The 24,426-nt window shown below is 34.2% G+C and carries 26 protein-coding genes; 8 read left to right on the forward strand and 18 right to left on the reverse strand.

All coding sequences use genetic code 11. The features are described from left to right. Positions 1-2: 2 nt before the first annotated feature. Positions 3-1,289, reverse strand: a complete 1,287-nt coding sequence (gene kynU / locus WAX78_RS02570) for a kynureninase (protein ID WP_336480727.1) — start codon at positions 1,287-1,289, stop codon at positions 3-5. Positions 1,290-1,450: 161 nt separating this feature from the next. Between kynU and WAX78_RS02575 the strand changes: the two genes are divergently transcribed. Further along, positions 1,451-2,062, forward strand: coding sequence for a TetR/AcrR family transcriptional regulator (locus WAX78_RS02575; protein WP_336480728.1), 612 nt, complete (start codon positions 1,451-1,453; stop codon positions 2,060-2,062). A gap of 223 nt (positions 2,063-2,285) precedes the next feature. Beyond that, positions 2,286-3,125 carry an oxidoreductase gene (locus tag WAX78_RS02580; RefSeq protein ID WP_336480729.1) on the forward strand — a complete coding sequence of 280 codons (840 nt, stop codon included), beginning with the start codon at positions 2,286-2,288 and terminating at the stop codon, positions 3,123-3,125. Between the two features lie 60 nt (positions 3,126-3,185). On the opposite strand, the gene WAX78_RS02585 is transcribed toward WAX78_RS02580, so the two are convergent. Beyond that, positions 3,186-3,992, reverse strand: a complete 807-nt coding sequence (locus WAX78_RS02585) for an HAD family hydrolase (protein ID WP_336480730.1) — start codon at positions 3,990-3,992, stop codon at positions 3,186-3,188. Between the two features lie 226 nt (positions 3,993-4,218). On the opposite strand from WAX78_RS02585, the gene WAX78_RS02590 reads away from it, so the two are divergent. Beyond that, complete coding sequence (locus tag WAX78_RS02590; protein ID WP_336480731.1) at positions 4,219-4,944, forward strand: MBL fold metallo-hydrolase; 726 nt, start codon at positions 4,219-4,221, stop codon at positions 4,942-4,944. Positions 4,945-5,114: 170 nt separating this feature from the next. Here the strand turns inward: WAX78_RS02590 and WAX78_RS02595 are convergent, their stop codons facing one another. Then, positions 5,115-5,747: a LysE family translocator gene (locus tag WAX78_RS02595; RefSeq protein WP_336480732.1), complete on the reverse strand. Its 633-nt coding sequence runs from the start codon at positions 5,745-5,747 to the stop codon at positions 5,115-5,117. 231 nt (positions 5,748-5,978) lie between these two features. Here WAX78_RS02595 and WAX78_RS02600 point away from each other — a divergent pair, with 231 nt between their 5' ends. Next, entirely contained in the window at positions 5,979-6,422 is a 444-nt protein-coding gene (locus tag WAX78_RS02600) for a YmaF family protein (RefSeq protein ID WP_336480733.1), read from the forward strand. 239 nt (positions 6,423-6,661) lie between these two features. Here the strand turns inward: WAX78_RS02600 and WAX78_RS02605 are convergent, their stop codons facing one another. The 8 genes from WAX78_RS02605 to WAX78_RS02640 form a co-directional block, all read right to left on the reverse strand. Further along, positions 6,662-7,069 (reverse strand): CBO0543 family protein, encoded by a 408-nt coding sequence (locus WAX78_RS02605; protein ID WP_336480734.1) that lies wholly within the window; start codon positions 7,067-7,069, stop codon positions 6,662-6,664. Beyond that, positions 7,035-8,225 (reverse strand): DUF2515 domain-containing protein, encoded by a 1,191-nt coding sequence (locus WAX78_RS02610; RefSeq protein WP_336480735.1) that lies wholly within the window; start codon positions 8,223-8,225, stop codon positions 7,035-7,037. Before WAX78_RS02610 ends, WAX78_RS02605 begins: the two co-directional genes overlap by 35 nt. Positions 8,226-8,460: 235 nt before the next feature. Continuing rightward, positions 8,461-9,039 carry a GNAT family N-acetyltransferase gene (locus WAX78_RS02615; RefSeq protein WP_336480736.1) on the reverse strand — a complete coding sequence of 193 codons (579 nt, stop codon included), beginning with the start codon at positions 9,037-9,039 and terminating at the stop codon, positions 8,461-8,463. A 30-nt stretch (positions 9,040-9,069) separates the two neighbouring features. Beyond that, complete coding sequence (locus WAX78_RS02620; protein ID WP_413789148.1) at positions 9,070-9,909, reverse strand: protein phosphatase 2C domain-containing protein; 840 nt, start codon at positions 9,907-9,909, stop codon at positions 9,070-9,072. Then, positions 9,887-10,357 carry an HIT family protein gene (locus WAX78_RS02625; RefSeq protein ID WP_336480738.1) on the reverse strand — a complete coding sequence of 157 codons (471 nt, stop codon included), beginning with the start codon at positions 10,355-10,357 and terminating at the stop codon, positions 9,887-9,889. Before WAX78_RS02625 ends, WAX78_RS02620 begins: the two co-directional genes overlap by 23 nt. Before the next feature lie 25 nt (positions 10,358-10,382). Continuing rightward, positions 10,383-11,432: a P1 family peptidase gene (locus tag WAX78_RS02630; protein ID WP_336480739.1), complete on the reverse strand. Its 1,050-nt coding sequence runs from the start codon at positions 11,430-11,432 to the stop codon at positions 10,383-10,385. Positions 11,433-11,573: 141 nt separating this feature from the next. Then, complete coding sequence (clpP, locus tag WAX78_RS02635; protein ID WP_336481343.1) at positions 11,574-12,164, reverse strand: ATP-dependent Clp endopeptidase proteolytic subunit ClpP; 591 nt, start codon at positions 12,162-12,164, stop codon at positions 11,574-11,576. A gap of 9 nt (positions 12,165-12,173) precedes the next feature. Next, positions 12,174-12,869 (reverse strand): RNA polymerase subunit sigma-70, encoded by a 696-nt coding sequence (locus WAX78_RS02640; protein ID WP_336480740.1) that lies wholly within the window; start codon positions 12,867-12,869, stop codon positions 12,174-12,176. 182 nt (positions 12,870-13,051) lie between these two features. On the opposite strand from WAX78_RS02640, the gene WAX78_RS02645 reads away from it, so the two are divergent. Both WAX78_RS02645 and rpiA read left to right on the forward strand, forming a co-directional pair. Then, positions 13,052-13,372 carry a 2Fe-2S iron-sulfur cluster-binding protein gene (locus WAX78_RS02645; protein ID WP_336480741.1) on the forward strand — a complete coding sequence of 107 codons (321 nt, stop codon included), beginning with the start codon at positions 13,052-13,054 and terminating at the stop codon, positions 13,370-13,372. 23 nt (positions 13,373-13,395) lie between these two features. Then, entirely contained in the window at positions 13,396-14,076 is a 681-nt protein-coding gene (gene rpiA, locus WAX78_RS02650; RefSeq protein ID WP_336480742.1) for a ribose 5-phosphate isomerase A, read from the forward strand. Between the two features lie 62 nt (positions 14,077-14,138). Here the strand turns inward: rpiA and WAX78_RS02655 are convergent, their stop codons facing one another. From WAX78_RS02655 to recQ, 5 genes are all read right to left on the reverse strand, one after another. After that, positions 14,139-16,256, reverse strand: coding sequence for a HelD family protein (locus tag WAX78_RS02655; RefSeq protein ID WP_336480743.1), 2,118 nt, complete (start codon positions 16,254-16,256; stop codon positions 14,139-14,141). A 104-nt stretch (positions 16,257-16,360) separates the two neighbouring features. Further along, a complete protein-coding gene (locus WAX78_RS02660) occupies positions 16,361-16,942 on the reverse strand; it encodes a nucleotidyltransferase domain-containing protein (protein ID WP_336480744.1) in 582 nt (193 codons plus the stop codon). A gap of 246 nt (positions 16,943-17,188) precedes the next feature. After that, a complete protein-coding gene (locus WAX78_RS02665) occupies positions 17,189-17,659 on the reverse strand; it encodes a DinB family protein (protein WP_336480745.1) in 471 nt (156 codons plus the stop codon). Between the two features lie 325 nt (positions 17,660-17,984). After that, positions 17,985-18,380, reverse strand: coding sequence for a gamma-glutamylcyclotransferase family protein (locus WAX78_RS02670; protein ID WP_336480746.1), 396 nt, complete (start codon positions 18,378-18,380; stop codon positions 17,985-17,987). A 25-nt stretch (positions 18,381-18,405) separates the two neighbouring features. Then, positions 18,406-20,523 (reverse strand): DNA helicase RecQ, encoded by a 2,118-nt coding sequence (gene recQ / locus WAX78_RS02675; protein ID WP_336480747.1) that lies wholly within the window; start codon positions 20,521-20,523, stop codon positions 18,406-18,408. A 471-nt stretch (positions 20,524-20,994) separates the two neighbouring features. On the opposite strand from recQ, the gene WAX78_RS02680 reads away from it, so the two are divergent. Next, complete coding sequence (locus tag WAX78_RS02680; protein WP_336480748.1) at positions 20,995-21,354, forward strand: cytoplasmic protein; 360 nt, start codon at positions 20,995-20,997, stop codon at positions 21,352-21,354. Positions 21,355-21,570: 216 nt separating this feature from the next. Here the strand turns inward: WAX78_RS02680 and WAX78_RS02685 are convergent, their stop codons facing one another. Together WAX78_RS02685 and ppaC are read right to left on the reverse strand one after the other, a co-directional pair. Then, positions 21,571-22,023, reverse strand: a complete 453-nt coding sequence (locus WAX78_RS02685; protein WP_336480749.1) for a DUF6884 domain-containing protein — start codon at positions 22,021-22,023, stop codon at positions 21,571-21,573. Between the two features lie 343 nt (positions 22,024-22,366). Next, positions 22,367-23,299, reverse strand: a complete 933-nt coding sequence (gene ppaC, locus WAX78_RS02690; protein WP_336480750.1) for a manganese-dependent inorganic pyrophosphatase — start codon at positions 23,297-23,299, stop codon at positions 22,367-22,369. Between the two features lie 257 nt (positions 23,300-23,556). Here ppaC and WAX78_RS02695 point away from each other — a divergent pair, with 257 nt between their 5' ends. Beyond that, positions 23,557-24,378 (forward strand): alpha/beta fold hydrolase, encoded by an 822-nt coding sequence (locus WAX78_RS02695; protein ID WP_336480751.1) that lies wholly within the window; start codon positions 23,557-23,559, stop codon positions 24,376-24,378. Positions 24,379-24,426: the final 48 nt, after the last annotated feature.

The following is a 24,426-nucleotide window of genomic DNA, read 5'->3' on the forward strand; positions in this document are numbered from 1 at the left end:
CCTTATGCCACAACCTCTCGTTTATTTTCAAATTGTTTATACTGCTCTTCCACCATAATCTTCTTCAAAATTTGTACGGCATTCCATACTTCCTCATACGTGTTGTATAAAGCGACAGGGGCTAAACGAATACCATTTGGTGCACGGAAATCAGGAATAATTCCATTTGCTTTTAGTGCTTTACAAATACGTGCTGCTTCTTTATGTTCTAAATAAATATGTCCGCCTCTTTTTTCATCTTCTAACGGATTACCGAGTGTAAAACCCATATCTGTTAATTCATGTTGTATTAGGTTTATCATATAGCGTGTAATATGAAGGGATTTTTGTCGTAATCGCTTTATGCCCGCTTCTTTAAAAATCTCTAAAGAACCAATAAGCGGTGCAACACTTAACACATGCGGTGTGCCAATTTGATATGCACCGGCATGCTCAGCTGGCGTAAGTTCGTGCTCCATATCAAACTGTTTATCTTTTCGAGAACTAAACCAGCCTGCTAATCCTGGTAAACGATTGAAATGCTTTTTATTCACGTACAGGCCACCAACTCCACCTGGACCGGCATTTAAATATTTATAATTACACCAAACTGCAAAATCGACATCCCATTCTTGAAAGTGATGCGGAATAGAACCGATGGAATGACAAAGATCAAAGCCAATATGAATACCACGTTCATGTGCTTCTTTCGTAAGAAGCTTCATATCTAAAATTTGCCCGCTTCTATATAACACGGCCGGAAGTACAATGAGCGCAATATCTTCTGTCATTGCAGCAATAATATCTTCTTCATTTAACATTCTTCCATCTCTGCTTTTCACTTGAACGAGATGTTCGGCAGGATCTAGTCCTTTTAAACGAATTTGGCTTTGTAATGCATAAATATCGGATGGAAATGTTAATTCATCGGCAAGGATTTTTGTTTTTCCTTCCTTTGGTTCATAGAACGTAGCGACAACTTGATGTAAGTTTGTTGTCGTGGAACCGGTTACAATCACTTCTTCAGGTGAAGCGCCAATAAGGGGTGCGCTTAATTCTCCTAATTGCTCGGATAAGAAATACCATGGATATTGTCCTTCTGTCCAACCATCAATGCCGAATTGTTTCCATGAATCTAGCAATGTTAATAAAGACTGTTCAGCTCGTTTTGATAAAAGTCCAAGTGAGTTTCCATCTAAATAAATTGTTCCTTCTTTTTTATAAAACTCATGTTGAAACGATGCAAGTTCATCATAAAGGTCACATTGACTAGCATACTCGTAAGATGGTTCAAATGGTTTTGAATACATTCTATCACCTTCTCTTTAATTTTCTTTCAATTCTAATTAGTAAAAATATATCACCAAAACTGACATGGCGTCAATGACATAATGTCAGTTGACATTATATAAATGTTTCACCTAGAATTAAGTTAAATTTTCTGATATTTCAGTACAAAGGTGTGGTATATATGAGCAAAGATGTTTTCTCAGCTAGAAAACAGCGTTCACTTGAAACAAAAAAGAAACTATTATTAGCTGGTCGTGAAGTCTTTATAGAACAGGGTTTTCAAAAAACAACAATTTCCCAGATTATAAAAAAAGCAGAAACGGGATATGGGACAGCTTACGTATACTTTAAAAATAAAGATGATTTACTTATTGTATTAATGGACGATGTGATGAACCAATTTTATACGATTGCAGAACGAAATTTTCAACCAGTAACGAAACAAGAAGCTCGTAGTATGATTCAGCAGCAAGTACATGCGTTTTTACAAATGGCGGAAATAGAAAGACAACTATTACAAGTTGTTGAAGAAGCGATTGGTGCTTCTGACGAAGTTCGGTACAGATGGAGTGCTATTCGAGAACGATTTATTGAACGAATTGTTCAAGATATTACGTATTCGCAAAAAAGTGGTTTAGCACGGAAGGATTTAAATTGTTTTTTAGTAGCAAGAAGTTGGTTCTTTGCAAATGAAATGTTTTTATGGGAAATCGTTCGAAATGAACGAGATTTTTCTCTTGAAGATATTGTACATACATTAACGGAAATGTATATGGGTGGACTTTATTCATAAAAATTAATTTGTCCGTACAGTTTAGGTTATTTTAGGGAATACAAATATTTTAGTAGTATTTCCCTGGCAAGCGCATATTCTGACATATAAAAAGGAAATTCCCTAAAAATCTACTTTTTAATGTGAGGATATAAATATGTCTATTTAAATAATCTATTGAATTCCCCTCCCTCCTTTCGATATGATGAAATCAAACTGAATTTCGATAGAAAGTGAGAAACAAATGACAGAAAAAATCGCGATTATTACAGGTTCATCAAGCGGATTTGGGCTTCTTGCATCATTAGAATTTGCTAAAAAAGGCTATCTTGTCATTGCTACGATGCGAAATATTGAAAAACAAACAGAATTAATTAAACAGGCTACATCGTTGCATATAGAACAAAATATAAAAATTCATCAGTTAGATGTAACCTCTAAAGAGTCTATTGGTAGATTTACAGCTTTTATAAACAATATTGGACGGGTAGATATTCTTATTAACAATGCGGGCTATGCAAGCGGTGGTTTTGTAGAGGAAATTCCAATTGAAGAATACCGTAAACAATTTGAGACAAACGTGTTTGGAGCTATCGCAGTAACAAAGGCTGTTCTTCCAATTATGAGAAGACAAAAACGAGGGAAAATTATTAATGTTAGTAGTATTAGCGGGAAAATTGGTTTCCCTGGTCTCTCTCCTTATGTTTCTTCTAAATATGCACTTGAAGGTTGGAGTGAATCTCTTCGTCTAGAAGTAAAACCGTTTGGGATCGAAGTTTCATTAATTGAGCCGGGATCATATAACACAAATATTTGGGAAATCGGACAAAAACTTGCGGAAGCCACTTCAGGATCTGAGTCCCCTTACAAAGAATATATGAAGAAAATTGAACAACATATTCATAACGGCAATGAGACTTTAGGAAATCCGAAAGATGTTGCTGAGAAAATAGTAGCTATTGCTGAATCGCAGCATTCAACTTTACGTTATCCAATTGGAAAAGGTGTAAAGTTAATGATTTTATTAAAGAATCTACTGCCGTGGAAATGGTGGGAATCCCTTGTTTTAAGCCGTTTTAAATAATTTCAAAAAAGACAGCTTGTGGGCTGTCTTTTTTACGTAACAAGTGGTAATCATACATCTTTAACTGTTATTAACGGTACAAATTAACTTCTCTAACACTTCCGCTACCCCATCTTCATTATTAGATTTGGTAACGAAATACGCCATTTCTTTTAGCTCATGTATTGCATTTTCCATAGCGATTGGAAAACCGCACGCATGGAAAAGATCTAAATCATTCCAATCATCACCAAATGCCATTATGTTGTGCATCAGAATATGATTTTGAACACAAAGATCCATTATAGCTTGTTTCTTAGAAACATCTTTGGCCATAATTTGAATTAAAGTTCCTGAATCGGTACATACAGTGCTTACTTTATGCTCAAATTGTTTGTGTAATTTCTCATAATACGGATATTGCGTGATTAATAATTTTGAAGCCTTTATTATTTTCAAATCATCTAACGAAACTACAATTGGATTTACAACTGCATTCATTGCTTTACTATAATCTAATGTCTTGTTGCTATACCATGTATCTTCAGATTCGATGGAAAGACAAGCATCTGAATGATGAGCAATCACATATTCAATAATTTCATTTGTAACAGTCGATTCGATCGGATAATGTTGCCTGTACTCAGATGTGTTGTCAATGATTAAAGCACCGTTGTAATACACAATTGCTCCTATCTCTTGGAGCTCTTGAGGAAGAAAAGCTTTTACTGAACGCGGGGGTCTTGCTGTTGCAAAAATAACAGTCATTCCTTGTCTATAACATTTGAGTATAGCTTGTATATTTCGTTTAGATACTTCTTTTTTTGAATTTAGTAAAGTACCATCTAAGTCTAAAACAATCCCTTGAATATTTGAAATAAGATCCATGTGAACATCTCCTTGTCTGAAAATACCTTTTCATATTCTATATACGGTATGGAAATCCTCCTCTCTATTTACTTGAATCTAATAATAAATAAATTATATTGACAAAAATATTGATTTGTGTTATAATAAAATATTTTGAGTTGACTTCCTTTTAAAAGGCGTGATAAATTAACTTATGTAGTAATCAACTACAATCCAAACACCCCTATTAAGGAGGATTTAATCCATGAAGATTTCAAATGGAGTAGCAATGCTTGAATTAAAAATACAAGATTTCATTTTGCATCCCACACTTATCTGGGACGATGAAACAGCTATTTTGATCGATACCGGTATGCCTGGACAGTTAGATCAAATTCGTACTGCTATGAATGATGCTGGGGTTCCTTTTGAAAAATTAAAAGCTGTCATTGTAACACACCAAGATTTAGATCATATAGGAAGCCTTCCTGAAATACTACAAGCGGCTACTAATCAAATCGATGTGTATGCACATGAACTTGATAAGCCATATATCGAGGGAATATTCCCGCTTATTAAAACAAATCCTGAAAATATGAATAAAGAAGAATGGGCATCTCTTCCTAAAGAAATGCAATTTTTATATAAGAATCCACCTGAATCGAAAGTAGATCATTCTCTAGAAGATGGACAATTGCTTCCTTATTGCGGAGGCATACAAGTAATTTATACACCTGGACATACTCCAGGGCATGTTAGTCTTTATTTAAAGAAAAGCAAAACCCTTGTTGCCGGTGATGCTATGATATGTGTGGATGGCTCTTTACAAGGACCTGTTCAGAGAACAACTTTAGACATGAATACAGCGCTTGCTTCTCTGCAGAAATATTTAAATTTTGATATCGAATCGGTCATTTGCTATCACGGAGGCATTTGTATAAATGCTCCAAAAGAACAAATTCAAAATCTTGTAGAGCGAGTTGAGTTATAAAACATGATAATTATGTATAAGATGTGTGACTTATTATACTTAAGAAAGTAGTATAATTGATGTTTTAGATACAATACCTTCAAAGAAAAAGCCTCTTTAAGATTCAATTAAAGAGGCTTTTTTTATCCATTTAAACTTCCTACAAGGGGGCATTTCTATATAAATTAGGCTTATTGAGGAGCTTTTGCTTGAAGTAGCTTCAGCCCCATACCAATAAAAATCATCCCTGTTATTTTATTTAGAACCATTCCTATCTTTTCGTTTCCTCTTAGTTTTTTTGTAACATAGGAAGAAAAATAAGCAATAAATAAACACCACAATAATCCAGTAATGGTAAACGTAAGTCCTAAAATAATAAAAGAGATAGGACTAGAAGCTTTTGTATTTATAAATTGCGGGAGAAAGGCAATGAAAAATAAAGCAACTTTTGGATTCGTAAGACTTGTCAAAAGTCCTTGTATATATATTTTTCTAATGTTTAGTTTGCTGGATACGTTAGCTTGAAAATTTACATTCGTCTTATCAACAATCATTCTAATCCCTAAATAGACTAGATAGATAACACCAATAATTTTAATAGCATTAAATAGTATAATAGATTTTGTAAGTATAATTGATAATCCAAAAGCAACTAACAATGTATGAACGAGCGAGCCAGTAATAATACCAAAAACAGAATAAACACCTGCTTTTCTGCCTTGTGAAATACTTCTTCCCACTATATACATTGTGTCTGCACCAGGAATTAAATTTAAAAGAATTCCTGTAATTAAAAATACCTCATAATTTATTATTCCGTACATTTTGACACCTCTTTCTATTTTTTGGTGCCCTTATTCATAATAAAACAAATTTTATAAAAACAACAGATTTTCACACTGTATTTTATTCCTTTTCTTTTGCTATGATTCATAATACCGTTACACGACAAAATTCCTTGTAAATGTCATCGGTAGTCAATTTTTCTTAACATATATTCTTACTAATTATAATAAAATGTACCATAATCCTATATAAAGGGAGGCATTATCTTTATGAATAGAGAATTTACAGGTAGAGGAAAACAGAAAACAGAAAATACATCTAGTACGGAAAATATACCTAGCACAAAAACTAATAAAGAGAACTTAACAGAAGCAGCTATAGTATCTGCAGGAAAATCACCATCGACGGTTCAGACACATGTGCATGAATTTGTTGCTAGTACTAAAATGGCAGAAGAAGGAAACGATAGGCATAATCATCGTTTTGCTGGATTTACAAGTGAAGTAATTCCAAAAGGAGATAGTCATGTACATATAATAATGGTTAATACTGACTTTTTTAATCATCATCATAAAGTCGCAATAGAAACAGGCCCTGCCATCCCTGTTGCCGATGGAAAACATGTACACTATGTTAAAGGAACTACTACATTAGACGATGGACATGTCCATGAAATAGAATTTGCTACTTTAATTCAAAAACCTCTAATATGAAAAAAACGCTGATGATAAAAAGTCAGCGTTTTTTTTGTATCCTTGATACATGTAAAATCAACATAACGCACGTTATTGGAAATACATATGGTTGCTCAATTAGCACTCGTTAACTTAATAACATCATTCATTTCCTTCATTGAACAGATCGTTTTTTTGTAAATCCTATTTAAATTCCAATACAGGACCTCGAACGATCTTTTTGTTTATTTTTTAGATCTTTTTAACTCAATTTCCTGTTATTGAAACCAACGATAAAACTTCCATATAAGAATCATGAAGATTGTATATCCGAAAAAAGAATAAGAATGATGCCACGCTTCGCTATGAGTGAACCATCCTAACTTCTCCGCAAATCGTTCGGAAATGCTCATACAAAGTCCAATCAAAGTGATAAATAGGATTTTTAAAAATGAAGGTAACATTCTTGCAATCCGTAAAAAGAACAAAGTAAAGATTGGTAATATTAATAATGTAAACGCTACATTAATTGTAAATATATGCGGGAACGGTCTTACTGGAAAGTCATACATTTGTTTACTGACAAACAGTAAATCTAAATATGTTCCAATCAAACAAGAGAAAATGATAGTAGCTACAACAGCTTGAGAGTTACTCCTCCCCTTCTTCTTCTCGGAGTAGGACATTTTTTTTGACCAGTATGGCAAGTTCAATTTTTTCAAGCGTTTTGCAGTATTCATTATAAATCTTTCCATCTGCACTTTCTCCCTTATCGATTAAATAGTCCATGATGCGCCAGTCTTCAAACCAGTCTTCACTTTCCGCTTCTTCGTGATTAAGATCTTTCCATGCGTATATTAATCGCGGGCTATATAAACGATTTGCACCTTTTCTTAATTGGCAGTTCTTTATTCGACGCTCATAAAATTCACGAGAGAATGATTCGTTTACATCATAAAATAAATGTGGCCAGTAGTCTTTTCGTGAACCAGTATGTGGATGATCATGAGCCCAATTTACTACTCTTTGTAAAACGTTCTCACGTCGGAACAATAGTGAGTATAATCGTTTTCCGAGTAAAATCCGCTCATGTAGGGAGGTGAAATGTTTCATCGTATCGCCAAATAGTAATGTTTTTTGTTTGGTCTCATCTTTATAGAATGGAAAAAGAATATGATTAAAGCGAAAAAAATCATAAAGTTTGAATCCGATACTACTTAGTGCGGTCTTTTTAAAATAGGGATTTTGAACAATCCTTTTTTCTAAATAACTTTGTTCATTAATAACGGTAGCAATGGCTAATGTATAGTGGTCACCTGTGCTCCAAAAATGATTCCATATCGTTTCCATAAACGTTGATACATGGAGAAAAGGTAGAAGGTAAAACAGTCTTTTAGATTTTTTCACACTTTGTTCGTATAACAAAAATTGTGGATACACATCCTGGAAGATTAACCAGTTTCCTCTTTCTAAAAAAGAATAGAAGGTAAATTGATCTTTTTCTGATAATAATCTTGTATATAACTCACCTTTTAAATCTGTCATATTCCAACCACCATTACGTGATACCATATGTCCGAGCAGTGCCCAGTGTATTTCAGGATATCGGAGGTAAAAGCGAAAATAAGCATGCGTTCGCGTCACATTATTTTTGTTGTGTTGTCTTGTTTGCTCTTTAATTTGATGAATTAGCATTGTTTCTTCTTCTGTTAACTTCCATGTTTTAACGGTAACTTGCTTTTTTTCACTTTTTTTCTTTAATTCACTTTTCACATCTAAAAGAGAGTGCGGAATTGTCTTGGAAAAGTCGTTCCATTTCCTTTTCCGATCATTATGGCGCATTCCTCTCCCTCCCATTAACATAAATGTCCTTTTATTAAAGACGGATAGATTCTGGAGATACATATTAGATAATCAATTTTCTAATCTACTAATAAGGCTGTTTAAAAATATTTTAACAAAGCTACTATCATTATTTTATTACGAACATTAAGAATAAATGATGATTGTTTTTTCATTAACTTGATAACGATAGATACAAACCATATGTTAGGAAGAAAAGAAGGCAAGCATAAATTTATGCTTGCCTTCTTTTATATTCTCCTTTAAGAATACTATATATTTCTAAATCAACGATTCCTTTCCCAGACCATAAAGTAGCCTGTCTTAATAATCCTTCTTTTATAAATCCATTCTTTAAAAGTACTTTCTTTGATATGTCATTTTCAGGAATAACTTCTGCTTGAATTCTATTTATATGAACGTCCTCAAATAAAAATTTTACGAGTGCATGAACCGCTTCAGATGCAATGCCTTTCCCCCAGTATTCTTCAGCTAAAAAGTACCCGATTGTGACCATACTTACCTTCCGATTAAAATCCATCGCTTCAATGATTCCAACTAATGTATCACTTTCGTTCTTGTGGAAAATCCCCCATTTAATTCTACTTTGTTTATTATAGTCTCTCTCAAAGTGTTGAATCATCTTACTTACCGTCTTCATATTATGTTTTGGTATAATTCCACAGTATTCAAAAACTTTATCGTTACTATAGATTACATATACGTCCTGTAAATGAGCATCTTCAATTTTCTTTAATATTAAATTTTGAGATTCTAAAACTGGAAATTCTTCGAAAACTATTTCTAGATCCATGTTAATCTCCTTATTCATATGTATTAAGCTCTATTTTTGAAATATTTGATCGCTCGGATAGGTAGCTGGTAAAGAAGTCGTATAATCCCAACTAATAATGGTCGCACTGTCTTTTCCATGCTGCTGATGTACATGCTGTAGTACTTTTTCGATTTGATCAGTTAGCTTAGTATTCTCTTTGTCTGCATAGAGATCATTATATAAGTTAAATGGATTTTCATAATATTGTTCCTCGCATTCTAATACACCATCTGTTACCATTACAATACGATTATGTCCTGTACGTAACTCTCGAACTCCAGATGAATAACAAGGAACTGGTAACGAAAATGTATTGATGAAGCCAATCCATTCATAGAAATTTCGTTGGTTAAGGGTGTACTGGCCTAATTTATGTAATTCATCATGAAAAAGATACACTAAACAGTCCCCGATTGATAGCCACCAGAGATAGTTTGCTTTTCGTACACAAATTAAGCAAGCCGTTTCTCCTTTAACACGCTGACAAGATTGTTTAAATGATTCAGAGTGAAAAACAGATAATATATGAGTTTCTACTGATTTAAATACTGTCTCTATCGGTTCATCTAACAAGGCTTTTAAATTAGAAAACTCATTTTGAAGTGTTTGTACTAATAATGTTGCACTTTCCGCACTATAATGAGCATCTAAGATCATAGCGAGTTCCCAATCTTCATGTGCCCATACTAATACTCCGTCTTCGTTCTTTTTAGCACCAGCAGTTTTGTTTCCGCCATATCTCCCGATTATTACATTGCTGCATTGATCAATTTTTACTTGATCAATGCACATCTCTTCATTCCCTACCCACGAAAACTGTTGCGATTTATCCATTATATTCATATTCATTCACCAAATACATTTTAATCCTTTCACATAATTGTTCGATTTCTTTTTCTCTCCCTAGAGGTGCCCCTGGCCAAGTTGCAACTTTTGTTGGAGACCAAAATTCTTGCGGAGTATTCGGATAACGTGGGATAAGATGCATATGCATATGTGGTACACCATTTCCAGATACAAATGCATAAATATGTTCCGCACCTTCGCATTCTTTTAAAGCACGACTCACTCTGCTAACGATGAGCCCGAATGCTTGTGCTTCTTTTTCGCTTAATTCCGCCAATCCTGGTGTGTGTCTTTTTATATCAATCATCAGATAACCTAAATATGTTTCCTCTTCCTCCCAATAAACATGTCCAACATAGACAAAGTCATCTTCGTAAATGACACCGCCTGGTACCGATATACTTCCTTCATGTTTCATACAAATAAAGCAGTTTTGATTATGAGATAACATACATAATCCTCCTATTGTTTATTTGTTATTTTAAAATTTCTACTAATTTATCTAACGGCAATGCATGTACTTGTCTTTGTTTTTGTCCTGTTATACTTTCTGCCATACATATAGAATTAATAATTGCTTCTTGAACAGATTCAATTGCCGCTTCAAAAATAAAATCTAACTGTTCTGATGGAAACATATCGACAGGATAAGCTTTTTCATTATCGTAAGAATAACAATTCCCAGTTGAAAAAGTCAGGAAAAAATCGCCGCTTCCTTCTTCCCCAATACCCCCTAACCTAGCCATTGCTAGCGATGCTCTTTTTGATATTCTTTCACATTGTGAAGGCAATAACGGAGCATCTGTTGCGACTGTAACGAGAAGAGAGCCTGCGTTTTCCGGAGTACTCCATGGCAGTGGTACTTCCGTTTCATTTAATATACTTCCAACAGGTTTGTTATTAATAATAAGATCTTCTCTTCTACCAAAATTGGTTTGTACAAGAGCACCAACTGTATAAGTACCGGATTCACACTCAACAATTCGGGAAGCGGTACCGATTCCGCCTTTAAATTCAAAACAGATCATTCCTGTGCCACCACCAACATTTCCTTCTTCAACTACTCCAGATTTGGCATGGATAATCGCTTCTTCTAAATCTTCATATGTCATAAAGGTTTTTTCTAAATCACTTAACCAACCATCCCACGTCTCTGCCACTATTCCATTTGAAAAAGGTTCTAAATTTTCGATTCTTCTAGTAGCACGTGAAAGAAAATGGTGAGCTAATCCAAGTAAATGACTGCCAGTAAAAATAATAGGAGTTACTAAAGTACCTGTTTCATCAATCCAATGACTTCCAGTGAATTCACCAGTTCCATTAAAAGAAAAGAATCCTGCTGGAAAATGCGACCCAGCTAGATTTCCGTTGTTAGGTAAAATAACTGTAAGTCCTGAACAAACATCTGTGTGTATAATTGTTTTGTGACCGACGATTACACCTTCTACATCGGTAATTGCGTTGAATGTTCCTGGTTTCAATTTTCCGATATTAATATCTAAATCTCTTAATCTTTTCCTTTGCATTACAATCCCCTTAAATAATATGTATTTTATATATCAATATTGAAGAATATATAATATTTTCATTTTATTCCATTAATTGAGAAAATTCAATTCAAAAAAGAGGTTATTGAACGATAATGTTCCAACAACCTCTTTGCAGTATTAACCGATGATTCCGTCTACAATACCATATGTTTTTGCCTCTTCGGCGCTCATAAAATAATCCCGTTCCGTATCATTTGCTACCTTTTCAATAGGCTGCCCAGTTTTATCGGCAATGATTTGATTGATATGTTCTTTCAACTTCAAAATTCGTCTTGCAGAAATTTCAATTTCGGTTGCTTGCCCTTGCGTTCCGCCGAGTGGTTGATGAATCATAATTTCGCTATTTGGTAAAGCGAACCGTTTCCCTTCTGCCCCTGCCAGCAGCAATAATGCTCCGAACGAAGCCGCTAAGCCAATACAAATGGTTTGTACATCCGGTTTAATATAATTCATCGTATCTAAAATCGCAAAACCTGCAGAGGTAGAACCGCCAGGACTGTTTATATAAATGGATATGTCTTTCTCTGCATCTTCTGCTGCGAGAAATAACAACTGCGCAACAACACTGCTGGCGACTTGTTCATTAATTTCTTGACCAATCATAATGATTCTATCCTTTAATAATCTTGAATAAATATCATACGAACGTTCTCCAAGTTTTGTTTGCTCTATTACATAAGGAATCGTATTCATAAAAAATCCCTCCACCATTTTAGTTTAAGCAGCACATGAGAAACAGTTGTAAGAAGATTTTTGGTGTAATAAAAGTAATGGTTGTTGTAGTGAAATTCGTGAAAAATGTAGCGTTGGTACAAGTTTTACCAATAATTCAGGTGTTTGTTGCTGAATTGCTTTTACAAGTATTTCAGTTTCTTCTTCCATGTCTTTTGAAGGTACAAAGCGTTCCTCTTCTTTTATCGTTTTCAATTTATTCCGTGTTCGAAATAATGAAGCTTTTACGGCCCCTTCTGACATAGAAGTAATGGCCGCGATATCAGCCAAGCTATATTCAAACACATCCTTTAATAAAAAAATGACAGTTTGCATTTCATTTAAACAAGATAACATTGTATCAATTAAAGCATACAATTCAGCAACGTTTGCATGCGGTTCATAAGAAGCTTCTTGAGTATTTTCTCTTTCACAAGTTTTTGTTCGCATTTGATCCAGCCATTGATTACGAGCCACTTTGTATAACAACGTTAAACAAATACTTTGATTCCCTTCCTCATTCGTATATTTCTTCAATACTTTACATATCGTTTCTTGTGCGAGATCTTCACCGTCCCATGTGCTTTGTGTTAAAAATGTACAATAACGCTTTAGTTCTGCATAATGTTTAACAATAACAGATTTATTTAATTGTTGAACATCCGAATCGGATTGTGAAATCAGCTTTCTTTTCGTATTCAAAGTGATCACTCCTTTTAAGCGCGCTTACTTAATAAACGATTTAACAAAGAAAAAAGTTACGGCACTTATGAATTTTTTACAATCATTTTTTCACTAATGGAACGTTGTATAGTTTTATGTTTATCTTATACATGGCAAGGTGATAATTATGTTATTCATATTTTATATAAGGAGGAGATAAAATGCCAAAAATAACCGTTCCAGGAACAGGAACTTTTGAAGTGGAAGAGGGAACAAAATTAGTATTAGCGCTAGAAGATAACGGTGTAAATATCCTTCACCGCTGTGGTGGAAAAGCAAAATGTACAACTTGCCGAGTGGAAATATTAGATGGTGATTTTTGTGAACCTAACAAGGTTGAAAAACATGCATTTGCTGAAAAAGGTGTAGAAGATTACTTGCGTTTATCGTGCCAAGTGTATGTAAATGCAGATATGACAGTACGCCCTGTCTTAACAGTGGAGACTTCCGGAATGGATGCGGGACCAAGGCCAACTGAATAATTGTACGATAAGGAGGTACTATGTTGGATACAAAGCGCTTAGCTGGTGAATACGCTGTTGATTTCATAAAAGAAGGTATGACAATTGGACTTGGTACGGGTTCGACTGTATATTGGACAATACAAAAATTAGGAGAACTTGTAAGAGAAGGTCTATCAATTCGCGGTGTACCTACTTCTAAACAAACAGAACAACTTGCGAAAGAGTTACAAATTCCTTTAGTGTCTTTATCTGAAGTAGATGAACTTGATTTGACTATCGATGGAGCAGATGAAATAAGTGATGATTTACAATTAACAAAAGGCGGCGGCGGTGCACTTCTTCGCGAAAAGTTAGTCGCAACTGCATCAAAACAGCTTATTATTGTAGCAGATGAATCTAAATTAGTGTCCCATTTAGGGCAATTTCCGTTGCCTGTTGAAGTTGTTCCTTTTGCAGCAGAGCATACAGCACAGAGAATCTGCACATTAGTAGGCTGTACAACTACTTTACGTCTTCAAAATAATAAACCTTACATAACAGACAATGGAAATTTCATTGTAGATTGTGCTTTCCCAGAGTTCATAGCAAATCCAATTGAAACACATCAATTTTTGAAAACATTAACAGGTGTGGTTGAGACAGGATTATTCATTAACATGGCTCATATAGTTGTTATTGGTAAAAGTAATGGTGTGAAAAAATTAATATCTCAGAACAAATAGATGTAGCCCTAAAGGTACTAGTATAAAGTACTTTTTCGGGCTACATCTTTTTAATTTCTGTTCTAGTTTGATTGAACATCTATCCTTTCTTCATACAAATCCTTTGGAATCTGTTGAATTAAAGGGGAACATGCTCCTGAATAAAAGACCCACAAGTCATGTAGCGATCGAGTACATCCCACATACAGCAATTTAGCATCTTGTTTTGTTTGTTTATAATGAGTTGCATCTACATCGATAAGTAGTACTGCGTCGAATTCTAATCCTTTTGCTAAATAAACAGGAACGACTGAAATACCGCCTTCATATTTACTTTGATTGGCTTCTATTATATTTGTAGAAATACCAGCTTCTGTGAGTTTTCCGTATATCTCACGGCACTCTTCCTCAGTTCGCCCAATGATAGCAATCGTTTTTACATGTTGTTCTTGCATGGTCTTTACAGTAGATAAAACAGATTGAAATTGATCATTTGTCGAGATAATTTTTACACTTTCACCGCTGCGAAAAACAGGATTGGCAAGCCCTACTGGAATATTGGCATTTTGAATGACTTCATTTGCAAAGTGAATAATTTCCTTTGTTGAGCGGTAACTTCTCGTCAATTCGTAATACTGGGCATTTTGATTAAATACTTCTTGAAACTGTTGCCAATCGTGAATACCTTGATATTCATGAATAGCTTGTGATAAATCACCTAAAATAGTAAAGGAGTTTCCAAGTGTTATTTCTTTTAAGATGAAAAGTTGAAACGGGGAAAAATCTTGCGCTTCATCAATCACAACATGATGAAATTTTTGCTCAGGTTTTATTCCCTCTAAATAGTGATGAATATAGATAAGCGGTGCTAAATCTTCTAGAGTAACCTCTTTTTTTCGGCAATTTTTTGCTGTTTCTTGTACAAGCTCAGCTGGCAACACACTTAAAATATCTTCTTGTTTCATTAACATACTGTAAAAGGATAGTGCATTCATCTTCGGCCAAAACTTTAAATAGCTATTAAGTCTTTGCGTTGCTTGTTTTTTTAGTTGCTTCTTTTTATTTGGGTCTGAGATCATCTTGAGCTCCATCTCAATCCAGCGTTTCATACGAGCAACAATCCGTTCTCTTCGCTTTCCTAACGGATAGTGTTTATATTCTGTTTCAAACCACTGCTGAATTACCTCTCCTTGTAATACTGAATAGTCCCAAGGCTCAAAATTTCTCGTTAGCACGATACTTTTTTCGTAATCGGACAGACTCTGATTGATAAACGCTTGAAAGTCCATGGATCCTTTTAATTTACCAGCCGCTATCTCATCTTTGTCCTTTTGAATAGAGAATGCTTGTTGTAATTGTTTATCAGTACTCTGTACAGAAACACCATTTTCTAAAGTATGTAATGCCCAATCTTGAAACGTAGTTTGATGAATATCACCAACACCAAGCTCTGGTAATACGCTAGATATATAATCAAGGAATATACTGTTAGGTGCAAAAACTATCATTTTCTCAGCACGAAGCTGCTCGCGATATTGATAAATTAGAAAAGCAAGACGATGCAAGGCAATCGTTGTTTTCCCACTACCTGCAACACCTTGAATAATGAGAGGGACATTTTTTTCCGCACGAATAATTTCGTTTTGTTCTGATTGAATCGTTGAAACGATATCTTTTAACTTGTTATCTTTATTTTCCCCTAAGCGATAGAGAAGAAAGTCATCCGCAAGTGATAAATCATCACTTCCTCTTACATATGTATCTACAACTCGTTCTAATGTTTGCTTTCGAATAGCAATGTTCCGTTTTAAATGAACAATTCCTTCAACGATTCCTTCTGGAGAATCATAAAAAGCTATATCCTCTCCTCCAGTAAATGAATAAAACATACTTGCAACAGGTGCTCGCCAATCAACAACGATTGGTTGCTGTGTTTCTTCATCAGAAGCACCAACTTTACCAATATAGACAGGTTTTTGCTGTAGCTCTCCTTCTTCTTGAAAATCTAAACGCCCAAAATAAGGTTCCTGACTAGCGATTCGAAGTTTTTGGCGATTAGATTCTCGCATAGTTTCAAGCACTTGTTCTGTAAAATTTTCTCCGTAATAAACTGGAGTATTCTCTAGCTTATGCAATTGCTGATTAATTTGCGAAAGCGTATTATTTAATTTCTCTAGCTCTTGTTCATATATTTCGTTCATGTCCGTAATTCCCTCCTATTCGTTGAAATTTTCAGTCGAATATTAATTCTATTAAAAATGAAGCCTGTAAGTCAAGTGTTTAGAGGGAATTTTCTAAGGGAAATCTATATTAACTGTTTAAGCCACGCTGACGAAGGAAATTGTTCTTTTAGGGCACTCGTTAACCATAACTTTTGTTGTTTATTCATATATGGTATATATGCTTTGAAATCTTGTTCATCTTTTATCCTTCCTTCTTTTGCTTTAAATAGCAGTTGCCATTCTGGAGCTACAAACTTACGTCCGAGTACGTCTTCATGAACAAAGTGTTTATAATCCATCCATATATTTTTATTTTTTCGAAATAAAATCTTTTCATTTTCTCTATCTGTTAATAATATCTCGATGAAATTTTGTTCTTTGTATAGATGTAAACCATATCTAGGAGGAACTACATCTTCTAAATTTAAACATGGAATGACTCGTCCCTCTCCTGGAATTGCTACATAAATGTCCCAATCAGAGAAATATGTAAAAATTTCTTCAGCATGTTCTCTAAAAATACAAATATCTATGTCTTCATGTGTTCTCGTTACTACTCCTATTCCTAAATCAATAGCCCACCCTCCTGCAATAAACCACGGATGTTTAAAATTTTTCATGATTTCAACAATAAAATTGAGTTGTTTCGCTTGAATCATAGTCATTCAACTCCTTCTTCTCACGATATTTTTGGTTTAACACAAAATTTAATTAAAAAATTGTCTAAATCAATAAATAAAACGTGTCTTTTAAAATTAATCAAAAATTAATTCTTATGCTAGTTCTATTTATCGATTTTCCCGAAAATTAAATCGAAAAGAATCATATAAGTGCTTTTGCAAAATCAAAAGGAGCTATCTTTCTAAGAATAGCTCCTTTTGAAAATCACTAAATTATTTTTTGGGAGTTTACTAATTCTTTACTCCTTTATGTTCAATAATGCGCTTCATCGCTTGAATTTGTCCTAAGTGATTTGCTTCATGCATTAATGAAAGGCCGGCTAATTCTCCAAAGGTTCCAAGTCCCATAAATGGTTTTTCCAGCGTTTCATTTAACTGTTCAGCAGGAATTTGTTGAAGACGAACTAATTGATCTTTTAACTCTACAATGAGTTTATCTACGGTAGGTACATCTCCCTTCCAATCAGCCGGCTTTGTACCGTTTCCAAATAATTCGATATAATTCGCAGGAAGATGCGTCGTTTTATGTGGAAAACCGAGCATAAACTGTTCAGTAACCGTTAATACATGGCCAATATGCCATTGGATCGTATTGTTAAAACCATCTGGCTGTACATTTGTTATTTCCTTCGAAAGTGATTCTACGTTTTTAATAAAATAACCTCTTGTCATCGCAAATTGTTTAAATATTAGTTTATTCATACCTTACGCCCCTTTCAAATCCCTTTTATTCATTAACGTATTAAAAATCTCGACAAATCAGAAGTGGCATGAAATAAAGATCGATTATATTCTATACGAATCATTCATATCATGTAAAGCGGAATGACTTCATACAAATTATCATTTGTTCATTTGTATATAAGCACGAATCATAAAATAACTACACTAACTGTTTAATCCATTCTGGTGAAGGCACTTGTTTTTTTAGTTGTTCTGATTAAATCATCGGCATGGTTTCTCTATATTTCTGTATATATTTATGAAAAAAGGAGAGGGTTCTCCCTCTCCTTCCATTATCTATCCTTTACCTATCCTTATATAATAATTTACGATAAGATACCCAATCACCTTCTACAATGGGATGATGCAGCATATCTTGCTTCTGTGCTATATATACATAAGCTTCTAATATCTTTTCGTTTATATAGATAGCTTGTGTAATTCGGTTGTATAGATCTTGTTCAGAGCCCCCTGTATATTCTTCTAATTTATCCAAATCTCTTAATACAGTATCTGTTACTTTATATACTTCCCCATATACTTTCTTATCCTTTGAACAGATCATCGCTGGATACCCTTCATTCGTATCAAATAATGAACCGTATGTCCAAGATTCGTTTGCAATACATATGGAATCTTGTAAAAAATGAGCGTTTGCTTCATTTTTTCGCAGCGTTCCATATACAAAAACATAATGCATATTCTCATCCCTCACTATCACTCTGTTATTTGTTCATTTGTAAATAAGCACGAATCATAAAATAACTAATATTATCAGGAAGCTGTTCTTTAATAGCTTTTAATCCATCTTCAGCTTGCTCTACTGCGGATGCAATCATAGATTCATATTCTTTCGGAACAAAGCTTGGCCAATCCACTTCCATTCCTTCTTCAAAACAACGAATTAAATGATTTTCTACAGTTTGCATGGACAATTCGCGTACTTCAGCGATATGAGAAAGTGTATCTCTCTGTTTATACATTTCATATGTAACATGATGAGAATTTTTCATTGCCTTTTTCGATTGCTTTCGTTCTGTTATAACTTCTGTCGTAATCATCGCATCTATATCAGGATGCTGTTCGAGGAAATTTGTGATAACTTGTAAAAATATATTACCGTATTTCTCAAGTTTATGCTCACCTATACCTTTTACTTGCAGCATTTCTCCAGTAGTTTTTGGTAATTTTGCACACATATCTTGCAATGTTTGATCAGAGAAAATAACAAACGGTGGTACTCCTTCTCCTTGTGCAATTTCTTTACGCACATGACGTAACTCTTCGAATAGTGGATGATCTTTCACAATTTGTTTTGTTTCTACTCGTTCTTTTTGGAAAATAAGCTGGTTACCAAGTAGAACATCTTTCCCTTTTGTTGTTACTTTTAATGTCGGATACGTCCCATGCTCAACTGCAATGAGTTCCTCTGATATCAAAAACTCAATAAATTCACTAACGTCTTTCATGCTTCTGTTTGATAACAATCCATACGTCGGTAACGTATGGAAACTAAATTCGATTACCTTTTTATTTTTTGATCCAGTTAATACTTGCGCAATCATTTGCTTACCGAAACGCTGATTTGTTCGAATCATACATGATAGTACCATTTGTGCTTCTTTTGTAACATCAACACTATTTCGATCGTCAGTACAATTGCCGCAGCGACCGCAATCTTGTTTTGGTTCTTCGCCAAAATATTGTAAAATAAATGATTGCAAACAATTTTCTGTATGGCAGTAGTCTGTCATATGTTGCAGTTTCTCTAGTTCATTAGAAAATCGAGAAGCGCCTGTTGACTGGTCAATTAAATATCGCTGGACTTGCACATCTTGCGGAGAATAAAGTAGGATACATTCACTATCTAAGCCATCACGTCCAGCACGTCCAGCTTCTTGATAGTAACTTTCCATGTTTTTCGGAAGTTGATAATGAATCACGTATCGAATATTAGATTTATCAATTCCCATTCCAAATGCAGATGTTGCAATCATTACATTTACTTCATCTCGTAAAAAACGTTCTTGCTGTTCATTACGATCGTTATCATTCATACCAGCATGATAACGTGCTACAGAAACGTCTTCTTTATTTAGTTTTTCATAAAGTTGATCGACAACTTTACGTGTCGCTGCATAAATAATACCCGCTTCTTTTTTATTTTGACGAATATATCCTGACAAAAAGTCATCACGGTCTTGTCCTTTTACAACGGAAAACGATAAATTTTCTCGTTCAAAGGTCGTCATAATCGTATTATGTTCTGCTATTCCTAAAGTACTGCAAATATCTTGTCGCACTTGCGGCGTTGCTGTTGCAGTCAATGCAAGTACGATTGGCTGTACTGGAAGATAATCAAGTACTCGATGAATGTGTAAATAACTCGGACGAAAATCATGCCCCCACTGTGAAATACAGTGAGCTTCATCAATTGCAATTAACGGGATTCTCATATCAATCAGTTGATCAATAAAATCAATAGAATCAAGACGCTCCGGCGCAATATATAACAATTTATAATGCCCTTGTTTCGCCAGCTGAATCCGTTGATTTGCTTCAGTAATTGAAATAGAGCTATTAATATATGTAGCAGGAATTCCATTTTGTGTTAAAGTATCAACCTGATCTTTCATCAGTGAAATAAGCGGAGAAATAACTAATGTTGTTCCCTCTAATACGAGTGCTGGAATTTGATAACATAAAGATTTTCCGCCGCCTGTTGGCATAATACAAACGGTATCTTTTCCATCCAATATATTTTTAATTGTTTCATCCTGCCCTCTACGGAATGACGAGTAGCCAAAATAGGAAGCTAAAAGTTCTTGTGCTTTTGTAAACAAAAAAGATTCACCTGCTTTTCTTAGTCTTTCATCTATTAGTATTATACCATTAGTCAAAAGTCATTGTACTCTCTACTTCTCTCTAACACTTCGCATGCTTACGAATAATTATTAACAACTCATGTAAAGCTAGAGAAAACCATTTTTAGCAATAATATTAATAAAAAAATGACTAATATCAAAATTAGCATTCGCTATTTGATATGATTAATTCCATTGTTATCTACGTAATAACCATAATTTTTGAAAACAAATTACATGTATATAATATTTTCTTTTCTAAATCCACCTTATCCCTTTACATTTAACATATATCGATATATTTTATTAGTATCTTTTTTTATACTGTATTAATAGGCAGTAAAATCCCCACCTCAAAATTAAGCAAAGGCAAAGAAATTAGTTGGGAGATGTGCTGCCCGTAATGAGGGCTGATTAAAGTTTCACTTTATATTTATAGGAGGCAACATATTGATTAACGCAATAGGTATCGCTTTTATTCTTTCTAATAAGCCTGAAAAGAAGAAAAAAGTTTATCTTAATGATAGATTTGCACTAATAGACATTATTGAATTTAAAGATGTATATGATTCTGAAGGTAACCCACTAGTAGAGCTAACATGTAAATATAGCATTTATTTGGATGAAAAATACTATTGTAAATCTCTCGAAGACTACACTGGACAAGTATTCCCTTTCCTAAAGGAAAAAATCGGAAAAGGTCTTGTTAGAAATTTAAATTATTATTTTTCACATATTGATATATACGACAAAAAACCACCAGTTAAAGAGATAAGAAACCTTATGCAGCAAGTAGTAAACTATAACTAACATTTAGTATGACCTTAATGAAAATTCTTTTTAAAATAAAGGGGGAATCCCTAATGCCCCTTTATTTTAAAATAACTAATTATTACTCTTCCTCATATTCTTGGGTATGCAACCTACGAATGGAGTCCACGAAAGACCAAGGCTAAACAACTAGGGCTGTTTATAAGCTCCCACTCCCAAAATGCGTTAGCGTTTAAGTGGTGGGTAATTAACCTTTTACTGAATCTCGTTATGATTTTCAACTGCCTTCTTCAGTCTCTGCAACATATATCCAATCCCTTTACAGCCTTCTAATGGATAAGAAATGATCTCTTCTGGATATAACTTTGTCACTACTTTTTTATGCTTCTTACCTGCAAGCAGAACAATTTCATCAAAGTCTAGCAAGTTCTTATCCATCATCTGTTTTTTTAGTTGTTCTATATTAATAATCTCACTACTTTTCGAATTAAAAGCAAGATCATAGTTTTCTTTTACTATATCGGTTGGCAGTAAAAATCCATGCTTTGCGGATAAAATAACCCAGTGTGTAAAAAATTGAGAAGCATACGCTTGGCACGTTTTTCCGAATGGACTAATGTACGCTTCTCTTGCTTCTGTCGGCCCCTCATCAGGGTACTTATCCCAAATCTTCTTTTTCCCACACGGAATGATGCATAATCTTCTCATCTTTATTTTCTTACCTCTTTTCTCTTTCAATCCTATATAATCTGCTTCATTTTTTCATTATTACTTTTAAAATATGACATAGTAATTAGTATTGAACTACTCCCACCTACCGTTTCGCGCTTGAGATGGGGGTCTACTCGCCAGATATGATAAAATCATATCATTTTTCATTCACAGCTAAAAATATCAGGCTTTTCTTTTCTCCCTACCCAATTTTCATCTTTCCTATATGAAACATGAAAGTAACAGGCCTTAATATCCGAAATTTTATACTTACTAAAAACAAAAAAGAACAAGCAGACTGTATATCAGCTTGTTCTTTCCTTTTCGTCCAAAGCTTCTCTTATAGAGTTTGGAATGTTTCTGTTAAAACAGGAACGATTTGTTTTTTACGTGAAACAACACCTTTTAAAGTAGCTGTGTTGTTTTCTAATGTTACGTTATATGCTTTCTCAACAACTTGTGCTGCTTTACCAATTGCAAGGCCAACAGAATCATTTGTTAAGATGTCAGTAACAACGAATAAGAATAGGTCTAAACCTTTCTCTTCTACTACTGCAGAGATTACTTTTTCTAATTCTGCTTGGTGTACAAGAACATCGTTTGTATCAACAGCGTTTACTTGTGCGATTTCAACTTTTGCATCTCCCATTTGGAATTCTTTTGCATCAAGGGAAATTAATTGCTCCATTGTTTTACCACTTAAATCTGCACCCGCTTTTAACATTTCTAAGCCATAGCTTTCTGCATCTACACCAGCGATTTCTGCTAGTTCACGTGCTGCTGCTACGTCTTGATCTGTGCAAGTTGGAGATTTAAATAATAAAGAATCTGAAATGATTGCAGATAACATTAATCCTGCAACTTCCTTACGAATTGCAACGCCGTTTTCTTTGTACATTTTATTTAAAATTGTAGCTGTACAACCAACTGGCTCGCAACGGTAGTATAAAGGATCGCTTGTTTCAAAGTTAGCAATACGATGATGGTCGATTACTTCTAATACACGAACAGATTCGATATCATTAGCACTTTGTTGACGCTCGTTATGGTCAACTAAAATAACGTTGTCCACTTCGTTTGCTACAGTCTCAACAAAACGCGGTCCTTCCACTTTAAAATGATCTAACGCAAATTGAGTTTCACCGCTGATTTCACCTAAACGTACAGGTTCAGCATTCATTCCTAATTCTTTTTTCAGCTCTGCATAAGCAATTGCAGAACAAATTGCATCTGTATCTGGGTTTTTATGCCCGAAAATAAGTACTTTTTCCATGATTTCACCTCTCTACAAAAGGATATCTTAAAGGACAGAATATGACAATATTTTAGGCGAATTTTTTTATAAATAATCGAGCTTTCTTTTTAATTTACATGTAAATTAAAGATTTTTGTGACAATATGTAAAATCATTCCATTCATATACTAAAAATGATATTGGATTATCACAAGAAGCTCTGAATATATAACTGAAATAAAGCATATTTTCGAATATATAAACTTATTTTATCTGTGAAAAGGAGGTTTATGTACATGCCCTATATAAAACTTGATAATGACGTGAATATATATTATGAAGATCAAGGCAAAGGCACTCCGATTATATTCGTACATGGTGTTTGGATGAGCAGTCGCTTTTTTCATAAACAACTTCCATATTTTAGTGAAAACTACCGCGCGATTTCACTGGACTTGCGAAGTCATGGCCGTTCTTCTCACATTCAATCCGGGCATACCATCGCAAACTATGCTCTTGATTTACATGCTTTTATAGAAAAATTATGTCTTGAGAACGTTGTATTAGTTGGCTGGTCTATGGGAGCATTTGTTGTTTGGGAATATTTGAAACAATTTGGAGAAAGTAATGTGAAAGCTTCTGTTATCGTAGATGAACTAGCTTCAGACTTTAAATGGCCTGATTTTTCAATTGGAGCATTCGATTTCTCTGATCTTATTCATATAATGCGAGAAATTCAAATAGATCGAGTTGGTTTTTTAAAAGGATTTATACCATTAATGTTCAAAAACCCTCTTTCTGAAGAAGATTTTGATTGGATGTTAAAAGAAGTGACAACTATTCCAGAGTCTATTGCAAGTGCTGTATTATTTGACCAATCTGTTGTGGACTATCGAGACTATTTAGGCCAAATTACCACTCCGACTCTCCTTTGTTTCGGGAGAGAAGAAAAACTTATTCCTGTTGCAGCAGGTGAACACTTACACAAACATATTAAAAACTCTCAGCTGATAGTTTTTAAAGAGAGCTGTCACTGCCCTTTTTTAGAAGAAGCAGACCGTTTTAATAAAGTAGTAGAAACTTTCGTTCAGTCGTTAGATGACAATAATGCACCATGATTAATATGTTCCTTCGATTCGTTTTAAGCAATGAGCAAAAAACTCCTT

The organism is Bacillus yunxiaonensis, assembly GCF_037104695.1.
In the GTDB taxonomy this organism is placed as follows: Bacteria; Bacillota; Bacilli; order Bacillales; family Bacillaceae_G; genus Bacillus_A; species Bacillus_A yunxiaonensis.

Excerpts from the sequence above, each read along its gene's own strand:
- kynU (WP_336480727.1), bottom strand. The coding sequence starts at position 1,289 with ATGTATTCAAAACCATTTGAACCATCTTACGAGTATGCTAGTCAATGT.
- WAX78_RS02575 (WP_336480728.1), top strand. The coding sequence starts at position 1,451 with ATGAGCAAAGATGTTTTCTCAGCTAGAAAACAGCGTTCACTTGAAACA.
- WAX78_RS02580 (WP_336480729.1), top strand. The coding sequence starts at position 2,286 with ATGACAGAAAAAATCGCGATTATTACAGGTTCATCAAGCGGATTTGGG.
- WAX78_RS02585 (WP_336480730.1), bottom strand. The coding sequence starts at position 3,992 with ATGGATCTTATTTCAAATATTCAAGGGATTGTTTTAGACTTAGATGGT.
- WAX78_RS02590 (WP_336480731.1), top strand. The coding sequence starts at position 4,219 with ATGAAGATTTCAAATGGAGTAGCAATGCTTGAATTAAAAATACAAGAT.
- WAX78_RS02595 (WP_336480732.1), bottom strand. The coding sequence starts at position 5,747 with ATGTACGGAATAATAAATTATGAGGTATTTTTAATTACAGGAATTCTT.
- WAX78_RS02600 (WP_336480733.1), top strand. The coding sequence starts at position 5,979 with ATGAATAGAGAATTTACAGGTAGAGGAAAACAGAAAACAGAAAATACA.
- WAX78_RS02605 (WP_336480734.1), bottom strand. The coding sequence starts at position 7,069 with ATGTCCTACTCCGAGAAGAAGAAGGGGAGGAGTAACTCTCAAGCTGTT.
- WAX78_RS02610 (WP_336480735.1), bottom strand. The coding sequence starts at position 8,225 with ATGCGCCATAATGATCGGAAAAGGAAATGGAACGACTTTTCCAAGACA.
- WAX78_RS02615 (WP_336480736.1), bottom strand. The coding sequence starts at position 9,039 with ATGGATCTAGAAATAGTTTTCGAAGAATTTCCAGTTTTAGAATCTCAA.
- WAX78_RS02620 (WP_413789148.1), bottom strand. The coding sequence starts at position 9,909 with ATGAATATGAATATAATGGATAAATCGCAACAGTTTTCGTGGGTAGGG.
- WAX78_RS02625 (WP_336480738.1), bottom strand. The coding sequence starts at position 10,357 with ATGTTATCTCATAATCAAAACTGCTTTATTTGTATGAAACATGAAGGA.
- WAX78_RS02630 (WP_336480739.1), bottom strand. The coding sequence starts at position 11,432 with ATGCAAAGGAAAAGATTAAGAGATTTAGATATTAATATCGGAAAATTG.
- WAX78_RS02645 (WP_336480741.1), top strand. The coding sequence starts at position 13,052 with ATGCCAAAAATAACCGTTCCAGGAACAGGAACTTTTGAAGTGGAAGAG.
- WAX78_RS02655 (WP_336480743.1), bottom strand. The coding sequence starts at position 16,256 with ATGAACGAAATATATGAACAAGAGCTAGAGAAATTAAATAATACGCTT.
- WAX78_RS02660 (WP_336480744.1), bottom strand. The coding sequence starts at position 16,942 with ATGACTATGATTCAAGCGAAACAACTCAATTTTATTGTTGAAATCATG.
- WAX78_RS02665 (WP_336480745.1), bottom strand. The coding sequence starts at position 17,659 with ATGAATAAACTAATATTTAAACAATTTGCGATGACAAGAGGTTATTTT.
- WAX78_RS02670 (WP_336480746.1), bottom strand. The coding sequence starts at position 18,380 with ATGCATTATGTTTTTGTATATGGAACGCTGCGAAAAAATGAAGCAAAC.
- WAX78_RS02685 (WP_336480749.1), bottom strand. The coding sequence starts at position 22,023 with ATGAGAAGATTATGCATCATTCCGTGTGGGAAAAAGAAGATTTGGGAT.
- ppaC (WP_336480750.1), bottom strand. The coding sequence starts at position 23,299 with ATGGAAAAAGTACTTATTTTCGGGCATAAAAACCCAGATACAGATGCA.
- WAX78_RS02695 (WP_336480751.1), top strand. The coding sequence starts at position 23,557 with ATGCCCTATATAAAACTTGATAATGACGTGAATATATATTATGAAGAT.